General features: G+C 71.1%; 22 protein-coding genes. 12 read left to right on the top strand and 10 right to left on the bottom strand.

Features of this window, described 5'->3' with window-relative positions; translation table 11 throughout:
• Nucleotides 1–103 precede the first annotated feature (103 nt).
• From glmU to AB0E62_RS08310, 5 genes are all read left to right on the top strand, one after another.
• On the top strand, nt 104–1,552 hold the full coding sequence (gene glmU, locus AB0E62_RS08330) for a bifunctional UDP-N-acetylglucosamine diphosphorylase/glucosamine-1-phosphate N-acetyltransferase GlmU (protein WP_362189900.1): 1,449 nt from the start codon (nt 104–106) through the stop codon (nt 1,550–1,552).
• Between the two features lie 154 nt (nt 1,553–1,706).
• Nucleotides 1,707–2,687, top strand: a complete 981-nt coding sequence (locus AB0E62_RS08325) for a ribose-phosphate diphosphokinase (RefSeq protein WP_362189897.1) — start codon at nt 1,707–1,709, stop codon at nt 2,685–2,687.
• Nucleotides 2,688–2,893: 206 nt separating this feature from the next.
• Nucleotides 2,894–3,487 carry a 50S ribosomal protein L25/general stress protein Ctc gene (locus tag AB0E62_RS08320; RefSeq protein ID WP_362189894.1) on the top strand — a complete coding sequence of 198 codons (594 nt, stop codon included), beginning with the start codon at nt 2,894–2,896 and terminating at the stop codon, nt 3,485–3,487.
• 70 nt (nt 3,488–3,557) lie between these two features.
• Nucleotides 3,558–4,160 (top strand): aminoacyl-tRNA hydrolase, encoded by a 603-nt coding sequence (gene pth / locus AB0E62_RS08315; RefSeq protein ID WP_362189891.1) that lies wholly within the window; start codon nt 3,558–3,560, stop codon nt 4,158–4,160.
• A 92-nt stretch (nt 4,161–4,252) separates the two neighbouring features.
• On the top strand, nt 4,253–4,759 hold the full coding sequence (locus AB0E62_RS08310; RefSeq protein WP_362189889.1) for a hypothetical protein: 507 nt from the start codon (nt 4,253–4,255) through the stop codon (nt 4,757–4,759).
• A gap of 93 nt (nt 4,760–4,852) precedes the next feature.
• On the opposite strand, the gene ppc is transcribed toward AB0E62_RS08310, so the two are convergent.
• Complete coding sequence (gene ppc / locus AB0E62_RS08305) at nt 4,853–7,585, bottom strand: phosphoenolpyruvate carboxylase (protein WP_362189887.1); 2,733 nt, start codon at nt 7,583–7,585, stop codon at nt 4,853–4,855.
• Nucleotides 7,586–7,892: 307 nt separating this feature from the next.
• Here ppc and AB0E62_RS08300 point away from each other — a divergent pair, with 307 nt between their 5' ends.
• Both AB0E62_RS08300 and AB0E62_RS08295 read left to right on the top strand, forming a co-directional pair.
• Nucleotides 7,893–8,900: an acyl-CoA desaturase gene (locus AB0E62_RS08300; protein ID WP_362189885.1), complete on the top strand. Its 1,008-nt coding sequence runs from the start codon at nt 7,893–7,895 to the stop codon at nt 8,898–8,900.
• Complete coding sequence (locus tag AB0E62_RS08295) at nt 8,897–9,574, top strand: TetR/AcrR family transcriptional regulator (protein ID WP_362189883.1); 678 nt, start codon at nt 8,897–8,899, stop codon at nt 9,572–9,574. Before AB0E62_RS08300 ends, AB0E62_RS08295 begins: the two co-directional genes overlap by 4 nt.
• 6 nt (nt 9,575–9,580) lie before the next feature.
• Here AB0E62_RS08295 and AB0E62_RS08290 read toward each other — a convergent pair whose 3' ends face one another.
• Complete coding sequence (locus AB0E62_RS08290) at nt 9,581–10,396, bottom strand: trans-aconitate 2-methyltransferase (protein ID WP_362189880.1); 816 nt, start codon at nt 10,394–10,396, stop codon at nt 9,581–9,583.
• An 89-nt stretch (nt 10,397–10,485) separates the two neighbouring features.
• On the opposite strand from AB0E62_RS08290, the gene tamR reads away from it, so the two are divergent.
• Nucleotides 10,486–10,983 carry a MarR family transcriptional regulator TamR gene (gene tamR, locus AB0E62_RS08285; protein WP_030616064.1) on the top strand — a complete coding sequence of 166 codons (498 nt, stop codon included), beginning with the start codon at nt 10,486–10,488 and terminating at the stop codon, nt 10,981–10,983.
• Here the strand turns inward: tamR and AB0E62_RS08280 are convergent.
• Nucleotides 10,942–11,709, bottom strand: coding sequence for a response regulator transcription factor (locus tag AB0E62_RS08280; protein ID WP_362189876.1), 768 nt, complete (start codon nt 11,707–11,709; stop codon nt 10,942–10,944). The two genes, tamR and AB0E62_RS08280, sit on opposite strands and share 42 nt — an antisense overlap.
• Nucleotides 11,710–12,021: 312 nt before the next feature.
• Here AB0E62_RS08280 and AB0E62_RS08275 point away from each other — a divergent pair, with 312 nt between their 5' ends.
• Nucleotides 12,022–12,474: a GNAT family N-acetyltransferase gene (locus AB0E62_RS08275; RefSeq protein WP_362190141.1), complete on the top strand. Its 453-nt coding sequence runs from the start codon at nt 12,022–12,024 to the stop codon at nt 12,472–12,474.
• A 7-nt stretch (nt 12,475–12,481) separates the two neighbouring features.
• Here AB0E62_RS08275 and galK read toward each other — a convergent pair whose 3' ends face one another.
• From galK to galT, 3 genes are read right to left on the bottom strand one after another with little or no spacing between them, the layout of a single operon-like run.
• Nucleotides 12,482–13,633 carry a galactokinase gene (gene galK / locus AB0E62_RS08270; protein ID WP_362189873.1) on the bottom strand — a complete coding sequence of 384 codons (1,152 nt, stop codon included), beginning with the start codon at nt 13,631–13,633 and terminating at the stop codon, nt 12,482–12,484.
• Entirely contained in the window at nt 13,633–14,595 is a 963-nt protein-coding gene (gene galE, locus AB0E62_RS08265; RefSeq protein WP_362189870.1) for a UDP-glucose 4-epimerase GalE, read from the bottom strand. Before galE ends, galK begins: the two co-directional genes overlap by 1 nt.
• Nucleotides 14,592–15,653: a galactose-1-phosphate uridylyltransferase gene (gene galT, locus AB0E62_RS08260; protein WP_362189867.1), complete on the bottom strand. Its 1,062-nt coding sequence runs from the start codon at nt 15,651–15,653 to the stop codon at nt 14,592–14,594. Before galT ends, galE begins: the two co-directional genes overlap by 4 nt.
• Nucleotides 15,654–15,832: 179 nt before the next feature.
• Between galT and AB0E62_RS08255 the strand changes: the two genes are divergently transcribed.
• Nucleotides 15,833–17,524 carry a sodium:solute symporter family protein gene (locus tag AB0E62_RS08255; RefSeq protein WP_362189864.1) on the top strand — a complete coding sequence of 564 codons (1,692 nt, stop codon included), beginning with the start codon at nt 15,833–15,835 and terminating at the stop codon, nt 17,522–17,524.
• 21 nt (nt 17,525–17,545) lie between these two features.
• Nucleotides 17,546–17,875 carry a hypothetical protein gene (locus AB0E62_RS08250; protein ID WP_362189861.1) on the top strand — a complete coding sequence of 110 codons (330 nt, stop codon included), beginning with the start codon at nt 17,546–17,548 and terminating at the stop codon, nt 17,873–17,875.
• A 105-nt stretch (nt 17,876–17,980) separates the two neighbouring features.
• On the opposite strand, the gene AB0E62_RS08245 is transcribed toward AB0E62_RS08250, so the two are convergent.
• The 4 genes from AB0E62_RS08245 to AB0E62_RS08230 all read right to left on the bottom strand — a co-directional run bounded on the left by AB0E62_RS08245 (nt 17,981) and on the right by AB0E62_RS08230 (nt 24,568).
• Nucleotides 17,981–18,667 (bottom strand): LuxR C-terminal-related transcriptional regulator, encoded by a 687-nt coding sequence (locus AB0E62_RS08245; protein ID WP_362189859.1) that lies wholly within the window; start codon nt 18,665–18,667, stop codon nt 17,981–17,983.
• A gap of 174 nt (nt 18,668–18,841) precedes the next feature.
• On the bottom strand, nt 18,842–20,608 hold the full coding sequence (locus AB0E62_RS08240) for a PQQ-binding-like beta-propeller repeat protein (RefSeq protein ID WP_362189856.1): 1,767 nt from the start codon (nt 20,606–20,608) through the stop codon (nt 18,842–18,844).
• 95 nt (nt 20,609–20,703) lie between these two features.
• Entirely contained in the window at nt 20,704–22,521 is a 1,818-nt protein-coding gene (locus tag AB0E62_RS08235; protein WP_362189853.1) for a PQQ-binding-like beta-propeller repeat protein, read from the bottom strand.
• Nucleotides 22,522–22,759: 238 nt separating this feature from the next.
• Nucleotides 22,760–24,568, bottom strand: a complete 1,809-nt coding sequence (locus AB0E62_RS08230) for an ABC-F family ATP-binding cassette domain-containing protein (protein ID WP_362189851.1) — start codon at nt 24,566–24,568, stop codon at nt 22,760–22,762.
• A gap of 219 nt (nt 24,569–24,787) precedes the next feature.
• On the opposite strand from AB0E62_RS08230, the gene AB0E62_RS08225 reads away from it, so the two are divergent.
• Nucleotides 24,788–25,342, top strand: a complete 555-nt coding sequence (locus AB0E62_RS08225) for a Uma2 family endonuclease (RefSeq protein WP_362189848.1) — start codon at nt 24,788–24,790, stop codon at nt 25,340–25,342.
• Nucleotide 25,343: the final 1 nt, after the last annotated feature.

Below are 25,343 nucleotides of genomic sequence, written 5' to 3'. Positions count from 1 at the left end.
CCGGGCCCTGACACCACCGTCAGGGCCCGCCCCCATACCCCCCGCCCCACCCCCCGGTATCCTGCGGCTGTCACCCCACCCACCCCAGCCGAAGGGCAACCCCGTGAGTGCCATCCGCCCGGCAGCCGTCGTCGTTCTCGCAGCGGGTGAGGGCACCCGTATGAAGTCGGCCACACCGAAGGTCCTGCACGAGATCTGCGGCCGCTCCCTCGTCGGCCATGTCCTGGCCGCCGCCCGCGCGCTGACCCCCGAGAACCTCGTCGTCGTGGTCGGCCACGCCCGTGAGCAGGTCACCGCCCACCTCGCCGCGATCGACCCGGAGACCCGGACCGCCGTACAGGCGGAGCAGAACGGCACCGGGCACGCCGTGCGGATGGGCCTGGAGGAACTGGGCGGCGCCGTGGACGGCACCGTCGTGGTCGTGTGCGGCGACACCCCGCTGCTGACCGCCGAGACGCTGCGACGGCTCACCGAGACGCACCACGCGGACGGCAACGCCGTGACCGTGCTGACCGCCGAGGTGCCGGACGCCACCGGTTACGGCCGGATCGTGCGGGACGAGGCGACGGGCGCCGTCACCGCGATCGTGGAGCACAAGGACGCGACCGACGCCCAGCGGTCGATCCGGGAGATCAACAGCGGTGTGTTCGCGTTCGACGGGCAGCTGCTGGCGGACGCGCTGAAGAAGGTGCGGACGGACAACAGCCAGGGCGAGGAGTACCTGACGGACGTGCTCGGGATCCTGCGGGACGCGGGGCACCGGGTGGGCGCGTCCATCGCGGAGGATCACCGGGAGATCGCGGGCATCAACAACCGGGTGCAGCTGGCCGAGGCGCGCCGCATCCTGAACGACCGGCTGCTGACGCGGGCGATGCTGGACGGGGTGACGGTGGTCGACCCGGCCACGACCTGGGTGGATGTGACCGTGACGTTCGAGCGGGACGCGGTGGTGCAGCCGGGTGTGCAGCTGACCGGGTCGACGCATCTGGGCGAGGGGGCCGAGGTCGGGCCGAACAGCCGGCTGAAGGACACGCACGTGGGCGCGGGCGCCCGGGTGGACAACACGGTGTCCGACGGGGCCCGGATCGGCGCGGGGGCGTCCGTGGGTCCGTACGCGTATCTGCGGCCCGGTACCCGGCTGGGTGCGAAGGCCAAGATCGGGACGTACGTGGAGACGAAGAACGCGTCGGTCGGGGAGGGCACGAAGGTGCCTCACCTGTCGTATGTCGGGGACGCGACGATCGGGGAGTACACGAACATCGGCGCGGCGAGCGTGTTCGTGAACTATGACGGGCAGGACAAGCATCACACGACGATCGGGTCGCACTGCCGGACCGGTTCGGACAACATGTTTGTGGCTCCTGTCACGGTCGGGGACGGTGCCTACACCGCCGCCGGGTCGGTGATCACGAAGGACGTACCGCCGGGTTCGCTGGCCGTGGCCCGTGGTCAGCAGCGGAATATCGAGGGCTGGGTGGCCCGGAAGCGGCCGGGGAGCGCGGCGGCGAAGGCGGCCGAGGCGGTGTCCCGGCGGGGCGAGAGCGAGGACTGACCGGAAACGTGTGCGTCAAAGTCGGCGTACCGTGATAAGTGCACATCCGCACATGTGCACCCCGCACCCTTACCAGCTGATTCGGCCTCTCCTGCCCAGCCGAGAGGTCGCAGAGCAGCCGGCTGGCTGAGACAACCTCTGAGGAGACTGTGCTGTGACCGGGATCAAGACGACCGGCGAGAAGAAGTTGATGTTCTTCTCCGGCCGCGCCCACCCCGAGCTTGCCGAGGAGGTCGCCCAGCAGCTGGGTGTCGGGGTCGTCCCGACGAAGGCCTTCGACTTCGCGAACGGTGAGATCTACGTCCGTTACCAGGAGTCGGCGCGTGGTGCGGACTGCTTCGTGATCCAGAGCCACACGGCTCCGATCAATCAGTGGATCATGGAGCAGCTGATCATGATCGATGCGCTGAAGCGGGCTTCGGCGCGGTCGATCACCGTCATCGTGCCGTTCTACGGTTACGCGCGGCAGGACAAGAAGCACCGGGGTCGTGAACCGATCTCGGCGCGTCTGATCGCGGATCTGATGAAGACGGCGGGTGCCGACCGGATTCTGACGGTGGATCTGCACACGGACCAGATCCAGGGCTTCTTCGACGGTCCGGTGGATCACCTGTTCGCGTTGCCGCTGCTGGCGGACTACGTGGGCCGGAAGGTGGACCGGAACAAGCTGACGGTGGTGTCTCCGGACGCGGGCCGGGTGCGGGTGGCGGACCGGTGGTGCGACCGGCTCGGTGCGCCGCTGGCGATCGTGCACAAGCGCCGTGACAAGGACGTGGCGAACCAGGTGACGGTCCACGAGGTCGTGGGCGAGGTCAAGGGTCGCGTGTGTGTGCTGGTGGACGACATGATCGACACGGGCGGCACGATCTGTGCGGCGGCGGACGCGCTGTTCGCGCACGGTGCGGAGGATGTCATCGTGACGGCGACGCACGGTGTGCTGTCGGGTCCGGCGGCGGACCGGCTGAAGAACTCGCGGGTGAGTGAGTTCGTGTTCACGAACACGCTGCCGACGCCGGCGGAGCTGGGCCGGGATCTGGACAAGATCACGGTGCTGTCGATCGCTCCGACGATCGCGAGTGCGGTGCGTGAGGTGTTCGAGGATGGTTCGGTGACGAGCCTGTTCGACGAGCAGTGAGGTTTCTGCTGGTCCGTGGCGCGGGCTAGCGGTTGATCCTTTTGGGTGCGGCCTCCCTCTCCGAGTAGACTGCTGGAGTTGCTCGGCGAGGGAGGCCGTACTCGCGTCTGCGAATACGGCGGTCCGTTATCGACGCGCTCTTCGTAGCAGGCCGTTCGTGGCCGGGTGACCACGTCCGTTCCTAGTTCCTGCGAGGAGTGATTGTTATGTCCGAGGTGAAGCTCGCCGCCGAGTCGCGTACCGAGTTCGGCAAGGGTGCGGCCCGTCGTATCCGCCGTGAGAACAAGGTGCCGGTCGTGCTGTACGGCCACGGCACCGAGCCGGTGCACCTGACCCTGCCGGGTCACGAGCTGCTGCTGGCGCTGCGTACGCCGAACGTCCTGATCTCGCTGGACATCGACGGCAAGACCAACGAGCTGGCGATTCCGAAGGCCGTGCAGCGTGACCCGCTGAAGGGCTTCCTGGAGCACGTGGACCTGCTGCTGGTCAAGCGGGGCGAGAAGGTCAACGTCGACATCTTCGTGCACACCGAGGGTGAGCTGGCGCCCGGCGGCAACCTGCTGGAGCACGTTCTGAACGCGCTGCCGGTCGAGACCGAGGCCACGCACATTCCGGAGTCGGTCACCGTCTCCATCGAGGGCCTGGAGGCCGGCGCCTCCATCCTCGCCAAGGACATCCCCCTGCCGGCCGGCACCACGCTGGCCGTCGAGGAGGACGCGGTCGTCCTCCAGGTCCTGGCCGCGCAGGCCGAGGAGACCGCGGGCGAGGCCGGCGAGGGCGAAGAGGCCGCCGAGGCCTGATCCTCGTAGTCGTCGTTTCGTCAGCCGCTGTTCCCGTGGGGGGCAGCGGCTGGCGCGTATGCAAGGAGAGATGGACGTGACCACTCCCGCCAGTGCCCCCTGGATGATCGTCGGGCTCGGCAATCCGGGGCCGGAGTACGCGATGAACCGGCACAACGTCGGTTTCATGGTGGCGGACCTGCTCGCGGAGCGGATCGGGGGGAAGTTCAAGCGGGCGGGCAAGGCGCAGGCGCAGGTGCTGGAGGGCCGGATCGGTCCCGCGGGGCCGGCGAGCCGTCGGGTGATCCTGGCGAAGCCGATGTCGTTCATGAACCTGTCCGGTGGTCCGGTGAACGCGTTGCGGGATTTCTACAAGGTTCCGGTGGGGAACATCGTGGCGGTCCATGACGAGCTGGACATCGATTACGGCACGCTGCGGCTGAAGCTGGGCGGCGGGGACAACGGGCACAACGGTCTGAAGTCGATGACGAAGGCGATGGGGCCGGATTACCACCGGGTGCGGTTCGGGATCGGGCGGCCGCCGGGGCGGATGCAGGTGGCCGATTTCGTGCTGAAGGACTTCTCGTCGGCGGAGCGCAAGGAGCTGGACTACTTCGTGGACCGTGCGGCGGACGCGGTGGAGGCTCTGGTGGCGGAGGGGCTGGAGCGGGCGCAGAGCGCGTACAACTCGTGAGGGCGGGTGTTCGGCGGGCGGGGTGTCGTACAACTGGTGACATGTCCGTCCGGGCCGCCCACGGGAGTTGACCGGTCGTAGGGGTATGGCCAATGATCCCGGCCATGCCTGCCACCGCCAGTACCGCTCGTGAGGCGTCCGGGGCCGCGTTGCGGTTCGGCCGGGTCGCCGTGATGGGTGCGCTCGCCGCGCTGATCCTGTCCGCCGGGGTGTGGGGTTCCTGGGGGACCGCACAGCATGTGATGTTCGCGAAGGGGCGTGAGGCCGGCACGATGAGGGTGGCGCGGTGTGCCGGGGACGTCTGTACGGGGCCGTTCACCCCGGCGTCGGCGGGGGGACGGGCCCGGGCGCGGGTGGAGCTGGACCGGTCCGTGGCGGTGCGTACGGGGACGGCGTACGACGTGGTGCTCAAGCCCGGTACCGGTGAGGCGGTGCGGTCGGGTCCGGCGGGGATCCTGCTGGCCTGGCTGCCGCTGGGCGGGGCGCTGTTGCTGGCGTCGGTGGTGGTCGCGGGCGGGATGCGGCTGGCGCGGGCGGCGTGGGTGCTGGGGCTGGCCGGTGTGGGGCTGCTGACGGCGGCGTTCGTGGCGGTGCAGTGAGCCGGACCGGGACAGAAGGGGGGTGCCCCCGGGGTCGTACGACCTCGGGGGCACCCTTTTTCCGCAGATGACCGGCCGGTGACCGGACGGTGATCAGCCGGTGTTGCGCAGGCCCGCCGCCACGCCGTTGACGGTGAGGAGCAGAGCGCGGGAGAGCAGCGGGTCGGGGTCGACGCCGGCCGCGACCGCGTCGCGCTGGCGCTTGAGCAGGGCCACCTGGAGGTAGGAGATGGGATCCAGGTAGGCGTCGCGGATGGCGAAGGTCTGCTTGAGGACGGGCTGGGCGTCCAGCAGTTCCTTCTCGCCGGTGACCTTCAGGACCTCGGCGACGGTCAGCTCGTGCTCGGCCTTGATGGTGTCGAAGACGTGCTTGAGCTGGTCGGGGACGAGGGTGTCGACGTAGTGCTGGGCGATCCGCAGGTCCGTCTTGGCGAGGGTCATCTCGACGTTGGAGATGAAGTTGCGGAAGAAGTGCCACTCCTGGTGCATCTCGGCGAGGACGGTGTCCAGGCCGGCCTCGCGCAGGGCCTTCAGGCCGGAGCCGACGCCGAACCAGCCGGGGACGATCTGCCGGGACTGGGTCCAGCCGAACACCCAGGGGATGGCGCGCAGGCCGTCGAGCGAGACGCCGGAGCCGGGGCGGCGGGAGGGCCGGGAGCCCAGGTGGAGGTCGGCGAGCTGGTCGACCGGCGTCGACGCGAGGAAGTACGTCGGCAGGTCCGGGTCCTCGACCAGGCGGCGGTAGGCGGCGTGGGCGGCGTCGGAGACGACGTCCATGGCCGCGTCCCAGCGGGCGAGGGCCTCGTCGGACTGGCGGGGGGCGGTGTGCAGGGCGGAGGCCTGGAGGGTGGCCGCGACGGTCAGCTCCAGGTTCTCCCGGGCGAGGGAGGGGATGAGGTACTTGTCGGAGATGACCTCGCCCTGCTCGGTGACCTTGATCTCGCCCTCCAGGGTGCCCCAGGGCTGGGCGAGGATGGCGTCGTGGGAGGGGCCGCCGCCGCGGCCGACGGTGCCGCCGCGGCCGTGGAAGAGGCGCAGCCGGACGCCGTAGCGGTGGGCGACGTCGCGCAGCCGGCGCTGGGCGCGGTGGATCTCCCACTGGCTGGTGGTGATGCCGCCGAACTTGGAGGAGTCGGAGTAGCCGAGCATGACCTCCTGGACGTCGCCCCGCAGCGCGACCAGGCGCCGGTAGGACGGGTCGGAGAGCATGTCCTCCAGGATGGTGTCGGCGGCCTTCAGCTCGTCGGTGGTCTCCAGCAGCGGGACGATGCCGATCCGGGCCCAGCCGGCGTGCAGGTCGATCAGGCCGGCCTCGCGGGCGAGGACGGCGGCGGCGAAGACGTCGTCGGCGCCCTGGCACATGGAGATGATGTAGGACTCGATGACCTCGGGGCCGAAGACCTCCAGGGCCTTCCTGACCGTCTGGAAGACGCCGAGGGTCTTCTCCCCGGCGGCGTCGACGGGGGCCGGGCTCGGGGCGAGCGGCCTTCTGGAGCGGAGTTCCTTGGCGAGGAGCTTGGCCCGGTACTCGCGGGGCATGTCGGCGTAGCGCCAGGACTCCTCGCCGAGGCGGTCGAAAAGCTGGCCGAGGGCGTGGTGGTGGGCGTCGGCGTGTTCGCGGACGTCCATGGTGGCGAGCTGGAGGCCGAAGGCGGCCAGGGTGCGGATGGTGCGGGCCAGGCGGCCGTCGGCGAACAGGCCGCCGCGGTGTTCGCGCAGGGAGGCCTGGATGATCCGGAGGTCCTTCAGCAGCTCGCCGGTGCCGAGGTAGTCGCGGCCGTCCTCGTGCGGGGTGCCCTTGGCGAGGCGCCGCTTGGTGTTGACCAGCTTCTGCCGGACGCAGGTGGCCTTGAGCCGGTAGGGCTCCTCGGCGTTCAGGCGCTTGTAGCGGGGGCTGATCTCGGGGAGCAGTTCCAGGTCCTGCTGGAGGGAGTCGAGCAGTTCCTGGGTGGCTCCGGCGTAGCGGATGGAGTTGGAGAGCAGGCCGCGCAGTTCGTCGATGGTCTCGAGGGCGTCGTTGATGCCGTGCTCGTGCTGGAGGATGAGGATGTCCCAGGTGACCTGGGGGGTGACGTTGGGGTTGCCGTCGCGGTCGCCGCCGATCCAGGTGCCGAAGGTGAGCGGGCGGGTGTCGTCGGGGAGCTTGACGCCGACGCGCTCGAGTTCGGCGGTGAGGTCCTCCAGGACGTCGCCGACGGCGCCGGCGTGCAGTTCGTCCAGGTAGTAGATGGCGTTGCGGGCCTCGTCGGCGGGTTCGGGGCGTACGACGCGCAGCTCGTCGGTCTGCCAGACGAGGTCGATGTTCTCGGCGAGGCGGACGTCGTGGCGGCGGCGGTCGCTGTCGAGGACGGGGGTGTCCAGGAGGGCCGCGATGCGCCGCAGCTTGTTGAGGACGGAGCGGCGGGCGGCCTCGGTGGGGTGGGCGGTGAAGACCGGGCGGACGTTGAGGTTCTGCACGGTCTGGCGCAGGTGCTCGGGGTCGGCGTCCTTGAGCCGGTCGGCGGTGCGGGAGAGCAGGCCGCCCTCGGCGGCGCGGCGGGCGCGCAGCTCGCGGCCGCGGTGCACCTGTTCGGTGACGTTGGCGAGGTGGAAGTAGGTGGAGAAGGCGCGGACCAGCTTGGCCGCGGTCTCCAGTTCGGTGCCGCGCAGCAGCTCGGCGGCGGCTTCGCCGTCCTCTCGGGTGAGGCGGCGGACCTTCTCGACCAGTTCGAGGAGTTCGGGGCCCTCCTGCCGGACGAGGGTCTCGCCCAGCAGGTCGCCCAGCCGGCGGATGTCGGCGCGCAGCTCGCTGCTGGTTGTGGTGGTCTGGTCGTCGGCACTGCTCACGGGTTGCGGCTCCTTGCAGTGTTGAAGCTCGGCTGGCGGGGAACCCGGCCGGCCTCCACGCGGCGGGGCGCCGCATACGGGCCGGGGCGTCCGGGAAGGAAACTTCAGCGGACCGCGCTGTCCGACCGGTTCCAAGGATAGGTGGCGATGTGGACGCGCAGGCTCTGGGGCTCTTGCCGCCGCGTGACGCGCTGCCATACTTACGATGCCGTAGGTTACGGAACCGTAGGGAAGTACCGTCGAGTCCCGTCCGGTCCCGGCGGCCCCCGGCATCCCGACTCGACCCTCGACCCCACAGGGGACGCGTATGACCTCAAGCTCCGATGTGATCGACGAGGCCCGCGAGGCCACCGACACACCCGCTCCTTCCGCCACGCTGGGCGGTGAGCAGAAGCGTTCGATCGAACAGATCACGCTGCTGCTCTTCATCACCGTGCCGTTCCTGGCGCTGCTGGCGGCGGTGCCGCTGGCCTGGGGATGGGGGGTGAGCTGGCTCGATCTGGGCCTGCTGGTGTTCTTCTACTTCCTCGGGTGCCACGGCATCACGATCGGTTTCCACCGGTACTTCACCCATGGTTCGTTCAAGGCGAAGCGGCCGCTGCGGATCGCGCTGGCGATCATGGGGTCGATGGCGGTGGAGGGACCGCTGGTGCGGTGGGTGGCCGATCACCGCAAGCATCACAAGTTCTCCGACGCCGAGGGCGACCCGCACTCTCCGTGGCGGTTCGGGGAGACGGTTCCGGCGCTGATGAAGGGCCTGTGGTGGGCGCACATCGGCTGGATGTTCGACGAGGAGCAGACCCCGCAGGACAAGTACGCCCCGGATCTGATCAAGGACCCGGCGATGCGGGCGATCTCCCGGCAGTTCGTGCTGTGGACGCTGGTCTCGCTGCTGCTGCCGCCGCTGATCGGCGGGCTGGCGACGATGTCGTGGTGGGGCGCGTTCACCGCGTTCTTCTGGGGTTCACTCGTCCGGGTGGCGCTGTTGCACCATGTGACGTGGTCGATCAACTCGATCTGTCACGCGGTGGGCAAGCGGCCGTTCAAGTCGCGGGACCGTTCGGGCAATGTGTGGTGGCTGGCGATCCTGTCGTGCGGCGAGTCGTGGCACAACCTGCACCACGCCGACCCGACCTCGGCGCGGCACGGGGTGATGCGCGGGCAGCTGGACTCCTCGGCGCGGTTCATCCGCTGGTTCGAGCGGCTGGGCTGGGCGTATGACGTGCGCTGGCCGTCACGCTCGCGTATCGATTCCCGGCGGAACACCGAGGAAGGCGGCTCCCGGCGCCGGAGGGAGCCCGCCGAGGCGGCATGATTGACGCCGTGGCGACCGACTCCAGCAGCACTCCAGGCAACGACAAGCAGCGGCGGACCCGCCGGACCCGTATGACCGGTGCCGAGCGCCGCCAGCAGCTGCTGGAGATCGGTCGCACCCTTTTCGCGGCGAAGGGCTTCGAGGGCACGTCGGTGGAGGAGATCGCGGCGAAGGCCGGGGTGTCCAAGCCGGTGGTGTACGAGCACTTCGGCGGGAAGGAGGGGCTGTACGCGGTGGTGGTGGACCGGGAGATGCGCCGCCTGCTGGACATGGTCACCAGCTCGCTGACCGCCGGTCATCCGCGTGAGCTGTGCGAGCAGGCGGCGTTCGCGCTGCTGGACTACATCGAGGAGTACACGGACGGGTTCCGCATCCTGGTCCGGGACTCGCCCATCCCTCAGTCCACGGGGTCCTTCGCGTCGCTGATCTCGGACATCGCGACCCAGGTGGAGGACATTCTGGGCCGGGAGTTCAAGTCGCGGGGCTTCGATCCGAAGCTCGCCCCGCTGTACGCCCAGGCGCTGGTGGGGATGGTGGCGCTGACCGGGCAGTGGTGGCTGGATGTGCGCCGGCCGAAGAAGGCGGAGGTGGCGGCGCATCTGGTGAACCTGGCGTGGCACGGCCTGGACGGGCTGGAGCCGAAGCCGCGGTTGATAGGGCACCGGAAGGCGTAGGGCGCTTCACGGCGCCGGTTTCACCGCGACCGCGAACAGGCGGCGGAACGGCAGGACCGTGCCGTAGGGGGCGCTCGGGTAGGCGGTGCGCAGCAGGTCCCGGTACTCGGCGAGGAACGCCTCGCGTGCCCCGGGATCGTCGGCGAGCGCGGTCAGCACCGGCCGCAGCCCGGTGCCCTTCACCCAGTCGAGCACCGGGTCCTCGCCCGTGAGGACGTGCTGGTACGTGGTCTGCCACACGTCGGCCGCGCAGCCCAGCCGGGCGAGGCGGTCCAGGTAGAACCCGGGGGTGTGCACGGAGTCGGTGGCGCGCGGCAGGCCGGCGAGGCGGGAGCGCCAGCGGGGGGCGGCGGCGAGTTCGCGCAGCAGGACGTGCAGCGGGGCGTCGAGGTTGTCGGGGACCTGGAAGGCGAAGGTGCCGCCGGGTGCCAGGGCGGCGGTCCAGTCGGCGAACCGGCCGGCGTGGCCCGGCACCCACTGCAGGGTGGCGTTGGAGACGATCAGGTCGTACGGCTCCCCGGGCGACCAGGTGCGCACGTCGGCGTGGGCGAAGTCCAGCCGGCCGCCGCCCGCCGTCGGCCCCTCGTGGTCGGTGCGGGCCCGGTCGAGCATCTCCGGGGAGTTGTCGTAGCCGGTGATGCGGGCGGTGGGCAGGCGTGCGGCGAGCAGGGCGGTGACGTTGCCGGGGCCGCAGCCGAGGTCGGCGACGCGGGGCCGGTCGCGGGGCGGGTCCGGGACGCGGGCGAGGAGATCGGTGAAGGCGCGGGCGCGGTGGCCGGCGTGGCGCAGGTACTGGGCGGGGTCCCAGCGGGGTGTGGTCATGCGCTCCACCTTCCCCCCTCATTTCTCTCGACGTCAAGAGAGTCGATATCAAGAGACTTCACGTCGACACAACCACTACACTGATCTCCATGGAGGACGAGGTCGATCGGCTGGTCGCAGCGTGGCGCCGGGAGCGCCCGGACCTCGACGTGGAGCCGCTGGAAGTACTGAGCCGGGTGAGCCGGCTCGCCCGGCACCTGGACCGCGCGCGCCGGCTCGCCTTCTCCGAGCACCAGCTGGAGCCCTGGGAGTTCGACGTGCTGACCGCGCTGCGGCGCGCGGGCACGCCGTACCAGCTCTCCCCCGGCCAGTTGCTGACGCAGACCCTGGTCACCTCGGGCACGATGACCAACCGCATCGACCGGCTGGCGAAGAAGGGCCTGGTGGAGCGGTTGCCGGACCCCAGCGACCGGCGGGGCGTGCTGGTCCGGCTGACCGACGAGGGCCGGGACCGCGCGGACCAGGCGCTGGCGGGCCTGCTGGAGCAGGAGCGGGCGATCCTCGCCGAGCTGTCCCGCGCCCAGCGGGCGGAACTGGCCGGGCTGCTACGCCAGCTGACCGCCCCGTTCGACAACATCCCCGGCTAGGTCCACCGGCCCCACCCCGGCCCGCCGGGCGAGCGCCACGGCCGCCAGCGTGGAGTGGACGCCCAGCTTGCCGAGGACGTTCTGCATATGGGTGCGGACGGTGTGCGGGGAGAGGAACAGCCGCTCGGCGACGGCCTTGCGGCCCAGCCCGGCGACCATGCAGCGCAGCACCTCCCGCTCCCTGGGGGTGAGGGACTCCACCAGCCGCTCGCTCTCGGTGCGGTGCCGGCGGGCCGCCGTCAGCTCCTTCAGCACCCCGGTGAGCAGCGCGGGCGGCAGATGCGTCTCGTCGCGCAGCACGCCCCGTATCACCGTCAGCAGCCGGGACAGCGAGCAGTCCTTGGCGACCCAGCCGGAGGCGCCGGCCTGGAGGGCGAGGGCCGCGCGGCGCGGGTCGTCCTTCTCGGCGAGGACGACGCTGCGGACGCCGGGCTGGGCGGTGCGCACCCCGGCGACCAGGGAGATGCCGTCGACCAGGCCCTCCTCGTTGCCGTCCCGCACCGGTACGGCCGGGCGGGCGCCGGGCGGGGGGCCGCCCAGGTCGGCGTCGACCAGCAGCACGTCGTAACGGCGCCCCTCGCCTGCCGCCCGTTCCAGGCAGCGCAGCGCGGCCGGGCCGCTGCCGGCGGCGAAGACGTCGACGTCCGGCTCGGCGGCCAGGGCGGCGGCCAGCGACTCGGCGAAGATCCGGTGGTCGTCGACGACCAGGACTCGGATACGAACCACGTAACCCCCTTCCCCGGGCTCCGCGTGGAGCAGGGGATGTCCAAGGTCCGGAAGACTCCGGAACAGGCAGGTTTTCGGAAATACCCGGAAAACGTCCGGGGAACGACGACGGGGTGCGGGTACGGCGCCCACGGTCGGGGACAACGCGCCGCACGGCCGCCGCCGTCGCGGAGACTGCTGCCCCACCGCGGGCGCCGAACCCGCGCGTCTCGCCCCCTGAGCGGCACCGGCCCCCACCGGTGCTGTCCCTCAGAGTACGGATGCAGGCACGCAGCGGAAGGAGATTTGCAGAACTGGCCGTCCGGCACGTTTATGGTGTGCCGCATGTTTCGTATCGAGACGGAAGTCGACAAGGCACGACGTGATCTGCTCCGCTCGCGGCTGCGGGACACCAACACAACGGCGTCCCCGGTGCTGGCCGCGCTGCGCGGCACCCCCGGCGAGCGCGAGGCCCCGCTGCACGTGTGGGCGCTGGACGCCGCCGGCGACCTGGCGGGCGGCCTGGTCGGCCACACCTGGACGGCCTGGCTGCACGTCACCTACCTGTGGGTGGACACCCGGCACCGCGGCGCGGGCCTCGGCTCCCGCCTCCTCGCCGAGGCGGAGCGCCTGGCCACCGCCCGCGGCTGCACCTCCGCCCGCCTGGAGACCTGGGACTTCCAGGCCCCCGGCTTCTACCGCAGACAGGGCTACGACGTGGTGTGCGTGATCCCCGACTACCCGCCGGGGATCACGGAGTACACCCTGACCAAACGCCTGGGCTGACGGCAGCTCAGGCGAGCCGCCGGGCGCCCGCCGACGGGACCGCCTCGAAGACGCGGGGGGCCGTGAACCCGGCGGCCGCGAAGGCCTCTTCGACGGCCTTCGTCAGGGTCTCCACGTCCGTCGCCTCCGCCAGGACGATCGCCGAGCCGCCGAAGCCGCCGCCGGTCATCCGGGCGCCCAGGGCGCCGCCGGCCAGGGCGGTGTCGACCACCAGGTCCAGTTCCGGGCAGGAGATGCGGAAGTCGTCGCGCAGCGAGGCGTGGCCCTCGGTGAGGACCGGGCCGATGGCGCGGGGGTCGCCGGCCCGCAGCAGGGCGACCGTGCGTTCGACCCGCTCGTTCTCCGTCACGACATGGCGGACCAGGGGGACGACCTCCTCGTCGCCGAGGCGGGCGAGGGCCGCGTCCAGGCCGTCGTACGGGATGTCGCGCAGGGCGTCGACACCGAGCAGGGCCGCGCCCTTCTCGCAGCCGGCCCGGCGCTTGCCGTACTCGCCGCCGCTGTGGGCGTGCTTGACCTGGGTGTCCACCACCAGCAGCCGCAGGCCCCCGGCCGCGAGGTCGAAGGGGATCTGCCGCTGGGACAGGTCGCGGGTGTCCAGGAACAGCGCGTGGCCGGCCTCGCAGCAGGCCGACGCCGTCTGGTCCATGATGCCGGTGGGCGCGCCGACGTAGACGTTCTCGGCGCGCTGGCACAGCCGGGCCAGCTGCCAGCGCCTCAGGCCCAGGCCGTACAGGTCGTCGAGGGCGAGCGCGATCACGACCTCCAGGGCGGCGGAGGAGGACAGGCCCGCGCCCGTGGGGACCGTGGAGGCCAGGTGGACGTCGGCGCCGGTGATCGCGTGGCCGGCCTCGCGCAGCGCCCAGACCACGCCCGCCGGATAGGCCGTCCAGTCGTGGTCGCCGCCGGGCGCGAGGTCGTCCACGCGCAGCTCGGCGACCGAGTCCCCGATGTCCGCCGAGTGCAGGCGCAGCACGCCGTCGGTGCGGCGGGAGACGGCCGCGACCGCCTGGTGCGGCAGGGCGAACGGCATGACGAAGCCGTCGTTGTAGTCGGTGTGCTCGCCGATCAGGTTGACCCGGCCCGGCGCCGCCCAGACGCCCTCCGGCCCGGCGCCGTACAGCTCGGCGAAGCGGTCCGCGACCTGCTGTGCCCCCACTAGTGCTCCCTTGTGATGCTCTGCGCGAACTCCCAGGCGTCCGCGACGATGCCCGCGAGGTCCGCGCGGGTCGGGTTCCAGCCCAGCTTCTCGCGGGCGGTGTCCGCGGCGGCGACCAGGACCGCCGGATCGCCGCCCCGGCGCGGGGCGGCGACCTCGGGGACCGGGTGGCCGGTGACCTCGCGGACGGTCTCGATGACCTCGCGGACGGAGAAGCCGTTGCCGTTGCCGAGGTTGCAGATCAGGTGCTCGCCGGGGGCGGCCGCGCCGAGGGCCAGCAGGTGGGCCTCGGCGAGGTCCGCCACGTGGATGTAGTCGCGGACGCAGGTGCCGTCGGGGGTCGGGTAGTCGTCGCCGTAGACCGAGATGGCCTCGCGGCGGCCCTGGGCGACCTGGAGGACCAGCGGGATCAGGTGCGACTCGGGGTCGTGGCGCTCGCCGTACGCGCCGTAGGCGCCGGCCACGTTGAAGTAGCGCAGCGAGACCGCGGCCAGGCCGTGGGCGCCCGCCTCGCCGGTGATCATGTGGTCGACGGCGAGCTTGGAGGCTCCGTAGGGGCTGGTGGGCCGCGTCGGGGCGGTCTCCCGGATGGGGGTCTGCTCGGGCTCGCCGTAGGTGGCGGCGGTGGAGGAGAACACCAGCCTGCGCACGCCGGCCTCGCGCATCGCGGCGAGCAGCGCGATGGTGCCGCCGACGTTGTTGTCCCAGTACTTCTCCGGCTTCAGGACCGACTCGCCGACCTGCGAGAACGCCGCGAAGTGCAGCACGCCGTCGAAGGAGGGGTCGAGCCACTTGGCGGCGTCGCGGATGTCGCCCTCGACGAAGGCGGCACCGGCGGGCACGCCCGCGCGGAAGCCGGTGGAGAGGTTGTCGAGGACGGTGACCTCGTGCCCGGCCTCCAGCAGGTGCTGGGCCACGACACTGCCGACGTATCCGGCGCCACCCGTCACCAGGTACTTCATGAACTCGCTACCTCTCGCAGTCGCTCGGCCGCGCGCTCCGGCGGCACGTCGTTGATGAACACGCTCATGCCGGACTCGGAACCCGCGAGAAACTTCAGCTTGCCGGAAGTACGGCGGATGGTGAAAAGCTCGAGGTGGAGCGCGAAGTCGTCGCGCGTCACGCCGTCGAACTCCTCCAGCGTCCCGAACGGGGCCTGGTGCCAGGCCGCGATGTACGGCGTCGGAGGCTCACCATCGCCGAAGATCCGGTCGAACCGCTTCAACAGTTCCAGATACACCTGGGGAAACTCTGTGCGCGCGGCCTCGTCCAGCGCGAGCAGGTCGGGCACCCGGCGCCTCGGGTACAGGTGGACCTCGTACGGCCAGTGGGCCGCGTAGGGCACGAAGGCGACCCAGTGTTCACCCTCAAGGACGACCCGCTCCCCGGCCAGTTCACCCTCCACGACCGCGTCGAACAGGTTCTCCCCGCCGGTGGCCTCCTTGTGGGCGGCGAGCGAGCGGAGCATCAGCGCGGTGCGCGGGGTGGTGAAGGGGTAGGCGTAGATCTGCCCGTGCGGGTGGCCCAGGGTCACGCCGATCTCGGCTCCGCGGTTCTCGAAGCAGAACACCTGCTCGACGGAGGGCAGCTGGGACAGCTCCGAGGTGCGGTCCGTCCACGCGTCCAGCACCAGGCGGGCCTGCTCGGGGGTGAGGCCGGCGAAGGAGGCGTCGTGGTCCGAGGTGAAGCAGACGACCTCGCAGCGGCCGGAGTCACCGGCGAGCGAGGGGAAGCGGTTCTCGAAGACGACGACGTCGTACGAGGAGTCCGGGATCTCGCTGAGCCGGTCGCCGTGCGTCGGGCACAGGGGGCACTCGTCGGCCGGCGGGTGGTAGGTGCGGCCCTGGCGGTGCGAGGCGACGGCGACGCTGTCGCCGAGCAGCGGGTCGCGCCGGATCTCGGACGTGGTGACCGTACGGTCCAGCGGGCGCCGGTCCACCGCGTCGCGCACGGTGTCGTCCCGAAGGTCGTAGTAGATCAGCTCACGACCGTCGGCCAGCCGGGTCGAGGTCTTCTTCACGCCGGACTCCTCCACGTCCCCAACTCCCTCACTCAACACAATCAAACATAACAGACCACAACTCGACAACGACTCCGCTCGATCACAATCAAACAAAGAACACCAGGCAAAGTGTTCAAATATCGAACATGGCGGCGTAGGTTCCGCTTGGATCAGTTCGCGCAACGAAGCGAGTGCTCATGCAAACCCCCACATACGCCCCCACGTATCTGGCGGCGGAGCTACGGCTCCCCACCAACTGGCTGGACTACACGATCCTGGCGATCTACTTCGTCGTCGTCCTCGGGATCGGCCTCGCCGCCCGCCGCTCGGTCAGGACCAGCCTCGACTTCTTCCTCTCCGGACGCTCGCTGCCCGCCTGGATCACCGGCCTCGCCTTCATCTCGGCGAACCTGGCGGCCACCGAGATCCTCGGCATGGCCGCCAACAGCGCCCAGTACGGCGCCTACACCGTCCACTGGTACTGGGTCGGCGCCATCCCCGCCATGGTCTTCCTCGGCCTGGTGATGATGCCCTTCTACTACGGCAGCAAGGTCCGCTCGGTCCCGGAGTTCCTCCTGCTGCGCTTCGACAAGGCCGCCCACCTGCTCAGCTCGATTCTCTTCGCGTTCGCCGCGGTCCTCATCGCGGGCGTCAACCTCTACGCCCTCGCGCTCGTCGTCGAGGCCCTGCTCGGCTGGCCGCAGTGGGTCGCCATCGTCGTCGCCGGCGCCTTCGTGCTCGCGTACATCACCCTGGGCGGCCTGTCCTCGGCGATCTACAACGAGGTGCTGCAGTTCTTCGTGATCCTCGCCGCGCTCATCCCCATCACCGTGCTCGGCCTGAAGAAGACCGGCGGCTGGGGCGGCCTGACCGACAAGCTCACCGCGCAGCACGGCGCCGACTTCACCACGGCCTGGGGCGGCACCGGCATCGGGCACGCCAACCCGCTCGGCGCCAACTGGCTCACCATCGTCCTCGGCCTCGGCTTCGTGCTCTCGTTCGGCTACTGGACCACCAACTTCGCCGAGGTGCAGCGCGCCCTGTCCGCGAAGAACCTCTCCGCCGGGCAGCGCACCCCGCTCATCGCCGCCTTCCCGAAGATCTTCATCGTCTTCCTGGTGATGATCCCGGGCCTGGTCGCCGCCGCGCTCGTACCGGACATCGGCAGCAAGAAGTCCGGGCTCCAGTACAACGACGCCATCCCCTACCTGATGCAGGAACTGCTGCCCAACGGCGTGCTCGGCATCGCCGTCACCGGTCTGCTGGCGGCCTTCATGGCGGGCATGGCGGCGAACGTGTCCTCGTTCAACACGGTGTTCACCACCGACATCTGGGCGAAGTACGTGGTGCCGGGCCGCGAGGACGGCTACTACGTGCGGTTCGGCCGGCTGATCACCGTGATCGGCGTCTGCGCCTCCGTCGGCACGGCCTTCCTGGCGTCCTCGTTCTCGAACATCATGAGCTACCTCCAGACGCTGTTCTCCTTCTTCAACGTGCCGATGTTCGTCGTCTTCATCGTCGGCATGTTCTGGAAGCGCGCCTCCGCCAGGTCCGGCTTCTGGGGCCTGCTCGCCGGCACCACCGCGGCGATGGTCAACTACTTCGTCTTCTACAAGCAGGGCGTCATCTCCATCCCCTCCGACCAGGGCGCCAACTTCGTCTCCGCCATCGCGGGCTTCATCGCCGGCGCGGTCGTGATGATCGCGGTGTCCCTGTTCACCAGGCCGAAGCCGGTGGAGGAGCTCCAGGGCCTGGTCTACGGCACCCGGTCCCCGGGCATGTCCGAACCGCCCGCCGAGGGCGACGACGCCTGGTACCGCAAGCCGGCCCTGCTGGGCTGGGGCGCGGTCGTCCTGGCCGCCGCCTGCTACGTCCCGTTCTCGTTCTGACGCGGGAGGATCGAGGAAACCATGACCGAGCGTCCTGAGCACCGTCCGCCGCACTACACCGAGCACGACGTCCAGCGGGAGGTCTCCGAGCTGGAGACCAAGTCCGCCACGGCGGCCCGCATCTTCGACCTGCGCCGCATCATCGGCGGCCTGTTCGTGGTCTACGGCGTCATCGTCACGGTCACCGGGATCACCGACTCCCAGGCCGCGATCGACAAGGCCGAGGGCGTCAACATCAACCTGTGGACCGGGATCGGCATGCTGCTGCTGGGGATCTTCTTCCTGGTGTGGCTGAAGCTGCGGCCGGTGCCTCCGGCGGAGGAGCAGGCGGAGGAGCGCCGGGAGGCCTGAGGCCGTACGCCGGCTGCGGGTGAGCGGGGGACTGGTCGCGCAGTTCCCCGCGCCCTTGGGGAATCGCGGTCCCGTCGGCTTCCGCGGTGCCGCCTGACAGCCCGTCTACCCCAGGCCCATGTTCCCGCGCGGGCCCGCCCGTTCCAGTAATCCCGTCCGCGCGGCCAGGGCCGCCGCCTCCAGTCTCGAGCCCACGCCCAGTTTCATCAGGACCCGTTGGACATGGGTACGGGCCGTGCTGGGGGCGATGCCCATGCCCGCCGCGATCAGCCGGGTGTCCTCACCGTCGGCGACCCGGACCAGGACCTCCACCTCGCGCGGGGTCAGCATCTCCAGCAGCCGCTGGGCCTCGTCATCGGGCTGCGCGGCCGGGTTCAGCAGCTCGCCGAACGCGCCCTGGAGCAGCTGCGGGGCCACGGCCGCCTCCCCGGCGCGGGCCTTCATCATGGCCCGCTCCACGCCCTCGATCCGCTCGTCGTGCCGGACGTACCCCGACGCGCCCGACGCGAAGGCCGCCGCGATGCCGCGCGGCGACGGCACCGGGCCCAGCACCACCACCGCCACCTGCGGGCGCTCCCGCTTGATCTTGACCACCGGGTCGAAGACGCCCGGCTCGGCCGGGGCCGCCGTGCCCAGCAGGCACACCTCGGGCGCCCGCGCGATCACCAGGTCCGCCGCGCCCGCGGACGGTGCCGTCGCGGCGACCACCCGGTGCCCGCGCAGCTTGAGCGCCGACGCCAGCGCCTCCGCGAGCAGGCGATGGTCGTCGACGACCACGAGCCGCACTCCCATTGAGCAACCCCCCAGTCCCCACCGCACCCCCGCGCTTCATGCCCCCGGAAGCTACACGCTTGTTCGACGTCGCGCTGCCCCTCCCGGTGAGAAGTGCCCCGGATCGATGAAATCCGGGGCACCACACGGCAGTTCACTCCTTCGGGCGAGTCCGGCGACGGCGTCGGCGGCCGGTCAGCCGGCCGTGCCGAACGCCATCACCAGGTACTCCTGGTCGTAGGTCCGGTTGCGCTTGTGGGCGAACTGGGCCGACATGTACAGGCGGCCCTTGCCGAAGAGCAGCTCGGCGTACTCGGGCAGCAGGCTGGTCTCCGCCGTGTGCACGCTGCGCTCGGCCGGGTTCTCCAGCAGCTTGGTCGCCTCGAACGTACCGCCGTCGACGCTGACGACCTGGCCGCCCTTGTCGTACGGCGGCGCCTTGTAGGCCAGCAGGTTGCCGCCGTCCATGCGCAGCGGGGAGATCGTGTAGCCGTCGCCGGCCTCGGCGCGCTGCCCGGTCGGCTTGCCGGTCCCGAGGTCGAAGGCGACGATCTCGTTCGTCCTGCTGTACTCGGCCCGCCCGTCGTGCGGCTCGGTCATCAGGTACAGCCTGCCGTTGCCGGCGACGACCTGGTTGCAGCCCTCGATCCGGGTGATGCCGTCGCAGCGGCCCCCGTAGGTGTCGCCGGGCGCGGCGATGCGGGCGAGCAGCTTGCCGGTGCGGCCGTCGATGGAGAAGTAGTCCGAGACGCCGCTTCCGTCGCCGGCGGCGTCACCGACGTCCGCGGCGACCACCAGCGGGTCGGTGGAGACGACGGACGCGTAGTCGACGCCGTCGGGCATCCGGTACTCGGAGAGCACCTTGCCGGTCTTCGGGTCGATGCTCTGGATGTGCAGCTTCCGGCTGTCGTACGCGCCGCACTTGCGGACCGCGACCAGCCGGGCGCCGCCGCCGTACCCCGCGTCGGAGCAGGTGTCGGCCGCCTTCGGCTGCCACAGCGCCTTGCCGGAGTCGATGTCGAACGCGGCACCGCCGTCGGAGCTGCCGACCGCGACCGTGTGCTGGGCGACCGTCACATTCTGGAAGGTGACCGGGTAGTCACCGGAGTTGATCGACTTCGTCCACAGCCGCTTTCCGGCGGTGAGGTCGATCGCGGCGACCTGGCTGCACCCCGCGGTGGAGTCCTTCGGGGGCATCTTCGGCTGGAAGGTGACCGCCGTCCGGCCGTCCTCGTTCACGTGGTCGCTGGCCGCGCAGATCGGGCCGGGGAGCTTGACCGTCCACAGCTCGGTGCCCTTGGCCGGGTCGTAGCCGACGATCTTCGCGATGCCGCTCTTGGCGTAGACCGTGTCCGTCAGCCAGGAGCCGGAGGTGACGACCGACTCGTCCGTCTCGGGCAGCGGCACCTTGAAGAGCACCTTGGCGGCCGGATCGTCCGGCGCCTTCTCCTTGCCGCCCCCGCCGCCCGTGCCGCCGCCCCCGGAGCCGCCGCCCCCGGAGCCGCCGCCCGCGGAGCCGGTCCGGCCGGCGGTCTGGCCGGCGGAGGAGACGGGGTCGTGGGAGTGGCCGTCGTTCCCGGCGGACTTGGCGTACCAGACGCCGCCGCCGACGATCAGCGCGATGGCGGCGACCGCGGCCACCACGATGAACAGGGTGGTGTTCCGCCGGCCGCCGCCCGGCACCGGCCCGGGCGTCATCGGCGCGGTCGGCGGCTGCCCCTGGCCCGGATAGCCGTAGCCCGGCGGCGGCCCCTGCATCGGCTGGGTGGGCTGGGCGTAGGGATTCTGCGGCTGGGGGGCATACCCGGCGGGCGGCTGCTGGGCGCCGTACGCCGGGGGCTGCTGGGCGTACGGGTTGGGCGGGGCGCCGGGTGGGCCGTAGCCGGGGCCCGGGGGCGGCGGCGGGTAGCCGTAGCCCGGCTGCGGGGGCTGGTTGGGGGGCGGCGGGGGCGGCTGGGTCATGGCGACGGGTACCTCGGTGACGCTCTGCGGGCGGACGGCGGACGGCGGACGGCGGACGGCGGAGGGAACGGGGGAAGGCGGGATCCGGCTCCGGCTCAGTCGCCGAAGGCCATGATCAGCTTCTCCTTGGAGTCGTCGTCGCCGGACAGCCGGCCCGCGGAGACGAACAGCCGCCCGCCGGACCAGTCGAGGACACCGTCGTAAAAGGCGCCCTCGACGCCGGCGGCCCCGCGCGGGTTGTGCAGCAGCGTGGTCGTCCGGTGGGCGGAACCGGCCGCCGGCACCGCCACCACCTGGCCGCCGCTGTCGTACGACGGCTGCACGTACGCGATGAGCCTGCCGCCCTCGGTCTTCACCGGGTACATCGGCCGGTCGCCCGGGGACTTCACCCGCCACTTCTCCTTGCCGTCGGCGAGGCCGACGGCGACGATCTCGTTGGCGCTGACGGTGGCGTCGGTGGGCAGGTACAGCGTGTCGGCGTCGACCGCGACCCCCTGGCACCCCTGCAGCTCGCGCTCCAGGATCGCCCAGCCGCAGCGGGGGGCGAACTTCTCGTCCACCGCGACCTGCGACCGGATTTTTCCGTTCGCGGTGAAGGCGGAGATGTTCCAGGTCTTCTTCTCGCGGTTGGTCAGATAGACCACGAGCGGGTCGACCGAGTAGGTACGGCTGACCTCCCAGCCCTTCTTGAGCTTCTGCGTCCAGCGCACCTTCCCGTTCGCCGGGTCCAGCTCCTGCAGCTCCTCGTGCTCCTCGGAGCCGCCGACGCCGCAGGAGGACACCTGGATCAGCCGGTCGGTGCCGCCCGCGTAGGCGGCCGGGAAGCAGGCCGCGCCGTACCGCTTCTTGTCGTACAGCTTCTTGCCGCTGCCGATGTCGTACGCCGTGCCCGACTGCGAACGGCCCACCATCAGCGTCCTGCCGCTGACCGTCAGCTCGATGGTGAGGGCGCTGTCGAACAGGCCGCCGTCGGCGACCTCGCCGCTCCAGCCCTTCGCGCCGGTGCGCAGGTCGAGCTGCTGGAGCCGGTTGCACTTGGCGTGCTCGCCGGCCCCGCTCATGTAGGCCACGACGACCTTGTCGTCGTCCGACTTCACCGGGGTCACCGCGCAGATCTTCTGCGGGAGGGCGACCGGCCCCCAGGCGGTGTGGCCGTCCGCGGCACCGAAGGCGAAGACCTGCTGGTACGCGGCCTTGACCACCGTGTCGCCGGTGACCCACATGCCGGGCGCGTCGGCGCCGGACGCGGGGGCATCGGGCGCCGGCGCGTACCAGAGCACCTTGGCCTCGCCCGGGCCGCGCCCGTCGTTGAGGTGGTCCGGGTCCGCGCCGCCGGAGGCCGTCGGCGAGGCGGTGGCGGAGCGCACGGGACCGTCGCTGCCGTGGGCGACGGGCTTCTTGCCGCCGCCCTTGTCGTCGCCTCCGGAGGTGACCGCGAACACCGTGCCGCCTATGACGAGCAGCGCGGCGACCGCGGCCCCGATGACCAGCGCCGTCTTCTTCCTGGCAGCCGGCCCGCCGGGCGCGGCCCCGGGTATGCCGGGGTACGGCGGCGGCTGCGGGGCGCCGTAGGCGGGCTGCGGGGCGCCGTACGGGCCCGGCGGGGGCGGGGCCTGCTGCGGGTACCCGTAGGGGCCCGGCTGCGGCTGGCCGTAGGGGCCCGGGGTGCCGGCGTAGGGGCCCGGGGTGCCGGCGTAGGGGCCCGGGGTACCGCCGTAGGGGCCCGGCTGGGGCGGGTAGCCGTAGCCGGGCTGGGGCTGGGGCTGTCCGGGCGGGGCGGGGGGCTGCTGGGGTGCGCCGAAGCCGCCCTGGGCGGGCGGGGGTTGCGGGGCGCCGAAGCCGTCCGGCCGCGGCGGCTGGTCCTGTGGTGTTCCGAATCCGCCCTGCGGCGGCTGGTCGGGCGGCTGGGTCATCAGCGCGCTTCCCCCTCGTTCACTGATTTCTAGCCACGCCCCGAAGCACGCGACGGACGGCCCACGGCCGTTGCTCAGACGGTTTTCAGACGGCTCTTTCTATCACCCGGAACCGACAGGACAGCGGGCCGCGCCCTCCCCTGTGCCCAAGGGAGGACCGGCCCGTGATGCCGTTGTTACGCGTCTTCACGCCCCCTTCACCCGGCGCACGCGCCCCCCGTGCACGCCGGGCCGGGGATCAGGCGTCCTCCGCCAGTTCCAGCCAGCGCAGCTCCAGTTCCTCGCGCTCCCCGGCCAGGTCCCGCAGCTGCGCGTCCAGTTCGGCCACCTTCGCGAAGTCGGTGGCGTTGTCGGCGATCTGCGCGTGCAGCTTCGTCTCCTTCTCGGAGATCTTGTCCAACTGGCGCTCGATCTTCTGGAGTTCCTTCTTCGCGGCGCGCTGGTCGGCGGCGCTCTTCTCGGTCGTGGCCGGCTTGGGTGCCGCGGCGGCGCCGCGCTCGGCGACCGCCTCCTCCATGTGCCGGCGCCGCTCCAGGTACTCGTCGATGCCGCGCGGCAGCATCCGCAGGGTGCCGTCGCCGAGCAGGGCGAACACCCGGTCCGTCGTGCGCTCCACGAAGAACCGGTCGTGGGAGATGACGACCATCGAACCGGGCCAGCCGTCGAGGACGTCCTCCAGCTGGGTCAGGGTCTCGATGTCCAGGTCGTTGGTGGGCTCGTCCAGGAAGAGGACGTTGGGCTCGTCCATGAGCAGCCGCAGCAGCTGGAGCCGGCGCCGCTCACCGCCGGAGAGGTCCCCGACCGGCGTCCACTGCTTCTCCTTGCCGAAGCCGAACGTCTCGCACAGCTGCCCGGCCGTCATCTCGCGCCCCTTGCCGAGGTCGACGCGCTCGCGGACCTGCTGCACGGCCTCCAGCACCCGCCAGGCCGGGTCGAGCTCGGCCACCTCCTGGGAGAGGTAGGCGAGCTTGACGGTCCTGCCGACGGAGATCCGGCCCCCGGCGGGCTGCTCCTCTCCGTCGGTGCGGGCGGCGGCGGCCATGGCGCGCAGCAGCGAGGTCTTCCCGGCGCCGTTGACGCCCACCAGGCCGATGCGGTCGCCCGGCCCGAGCTGCCAGGTGACGTGCTTGAGCAGCACCTTCGGCCCCGCCTGGAGGGTGATGTCCTCCAGGTCGAAGACCGTCTTGCCGAGCCGGGAGGAGGCGAACTTCATCAGCTCGCTGCTGTCCCGGGGCGGCGGCACGTCCGCGATCAGCTCGTTGGCGGCCTCCACCCGGAAGCGCGGCTTGGAGGTCCGCGCGGGCGCGCCCCGCCGCAGCCAGGCCAGCTCCTTGCGGATCAGGTTCTGCCGCTTGGCCTCCTCGGTGGCGGCGATCCGCTCGCGTTCGGCGCGCGCGAAGACGTAGTCCGAGTAGCCGCCCTCGTACTCGTACACGTCACCGCGCTGCACGTCCCACATGCGGGTGCAGACCTGGTCCAGGAACCAGCGGTCGTGGGTGACGCACACCAGCGCCGAGCGACGGTTGCGCAGGTGCTCGGCGAGCCAGGCGATGCCCTCGACGTCGAGGTGGTTGGTGGGCTCGTCCAGGACGATCAGGTCCTGTTCCTCGATGAGCAGCTTGGCCAGCGCGATCCGGCGCCGCTCGCCGCCGGAGAGCGGTCCGATGACGGTGTCCAGCCCCTTGGGGAAGCCCGGCAGGTCCAGCCCGCCGAACAGTCCGGTCAGCACGTCCCGGACCTTGGCGTTGCCGGCCCACTCGTGGTCGGCCATGTCGCCGATCACCTCGTGGCGGACGGTGGCGGCGGGGTCGAGGGAGTCGTGCTGGGTGAGCACGCCGAGCCGCAGCCCGCCGGAGTGCGTGACCCTTCCGGTGTCCGCCTCCTCCAGCTTGGCGAGCATCCGGATGAGGGTGGTCTTCCCGTCGCCGTTGCGTCCGACGACCCCGATCCGGTCCCCTTCCGACACGCCGAGCGAGACGCCGTCCAGCAGGGCACGGGTGCCGTAGACCTTGCTGACGTTCTCGACATTGACCAGGTTGACGGCCATTTCACTCCTGTGCGCGGGGCGGTATCGACATGCGGCTCCACCGTGTGGGTCAGCCTTCTAGCGTAGGGCTTCGGGGGTGTGGGGCGGGGCGCGAGGGGGTTGTCACTCTTTGTGATGACGTGATCGGGATGGGGCCGCTACGGTGGAGGGCAGGCCACCAGGATCTTGTCCATGGGAGGAACCATGACAGCCCAGCCTGATGAGCAGTCGGGATGGTGAATGCCCCCGCTGGACGACTACACCATCGACGACCTGCTCACCCTGCCTGATCTCCCGCCGCACACCGAGCTGATCGACGGGAGCCTGGTCCTCGTGAGCCCACAGCGCTACTTCCGCTCCGCCACGATCGACCTGCTGGTGACCGGCCTGCGCAGCACCGTACCGTCCGATCTGAAGGTGGCACGCGAGATGACGGTGGTACTGGACAGGCGTAACGGGCCTGAGCCTGACATCTCCGTGATCAAGGCGGAGGCCAGGAAGGGGCTGAGGCAGACGTACTTCGAGGGGAAGGACGTCGTACTCGCCATCGAGGTCGTCTCCCCGGAGTCCGAGGCCCGCGACCGGCTCACGAAGACGCACAAGTATGCGGCAGCGGGCATCCGCTATTACTGGCTGGTCGAGATGACCGAGCCGGAAGGGCATCCCGCCGTCGAGATCTTCGAGTTGTCGGAGGTCACAGGCACGTACCAGTCGATCGGCACCTGCCGGGACCGCGTCAAGGTCGACAAGCCCTACCCCATCGACATCGACCTGACCGCCATCGACAACCTCTGAA

The sequence above is a fragment of the Streptomyces sp. NPDC038707 genome, assembly GCF_040636485.1.
Classification (GTDB): Bacteria; Actinomycetota; Actinomycetes; order Streptomycetales; family Streptomycetaceae; genus Streptomyces.
This window is presented reverse-complemented; position numbering and strand designations above follow the sequence as displayed.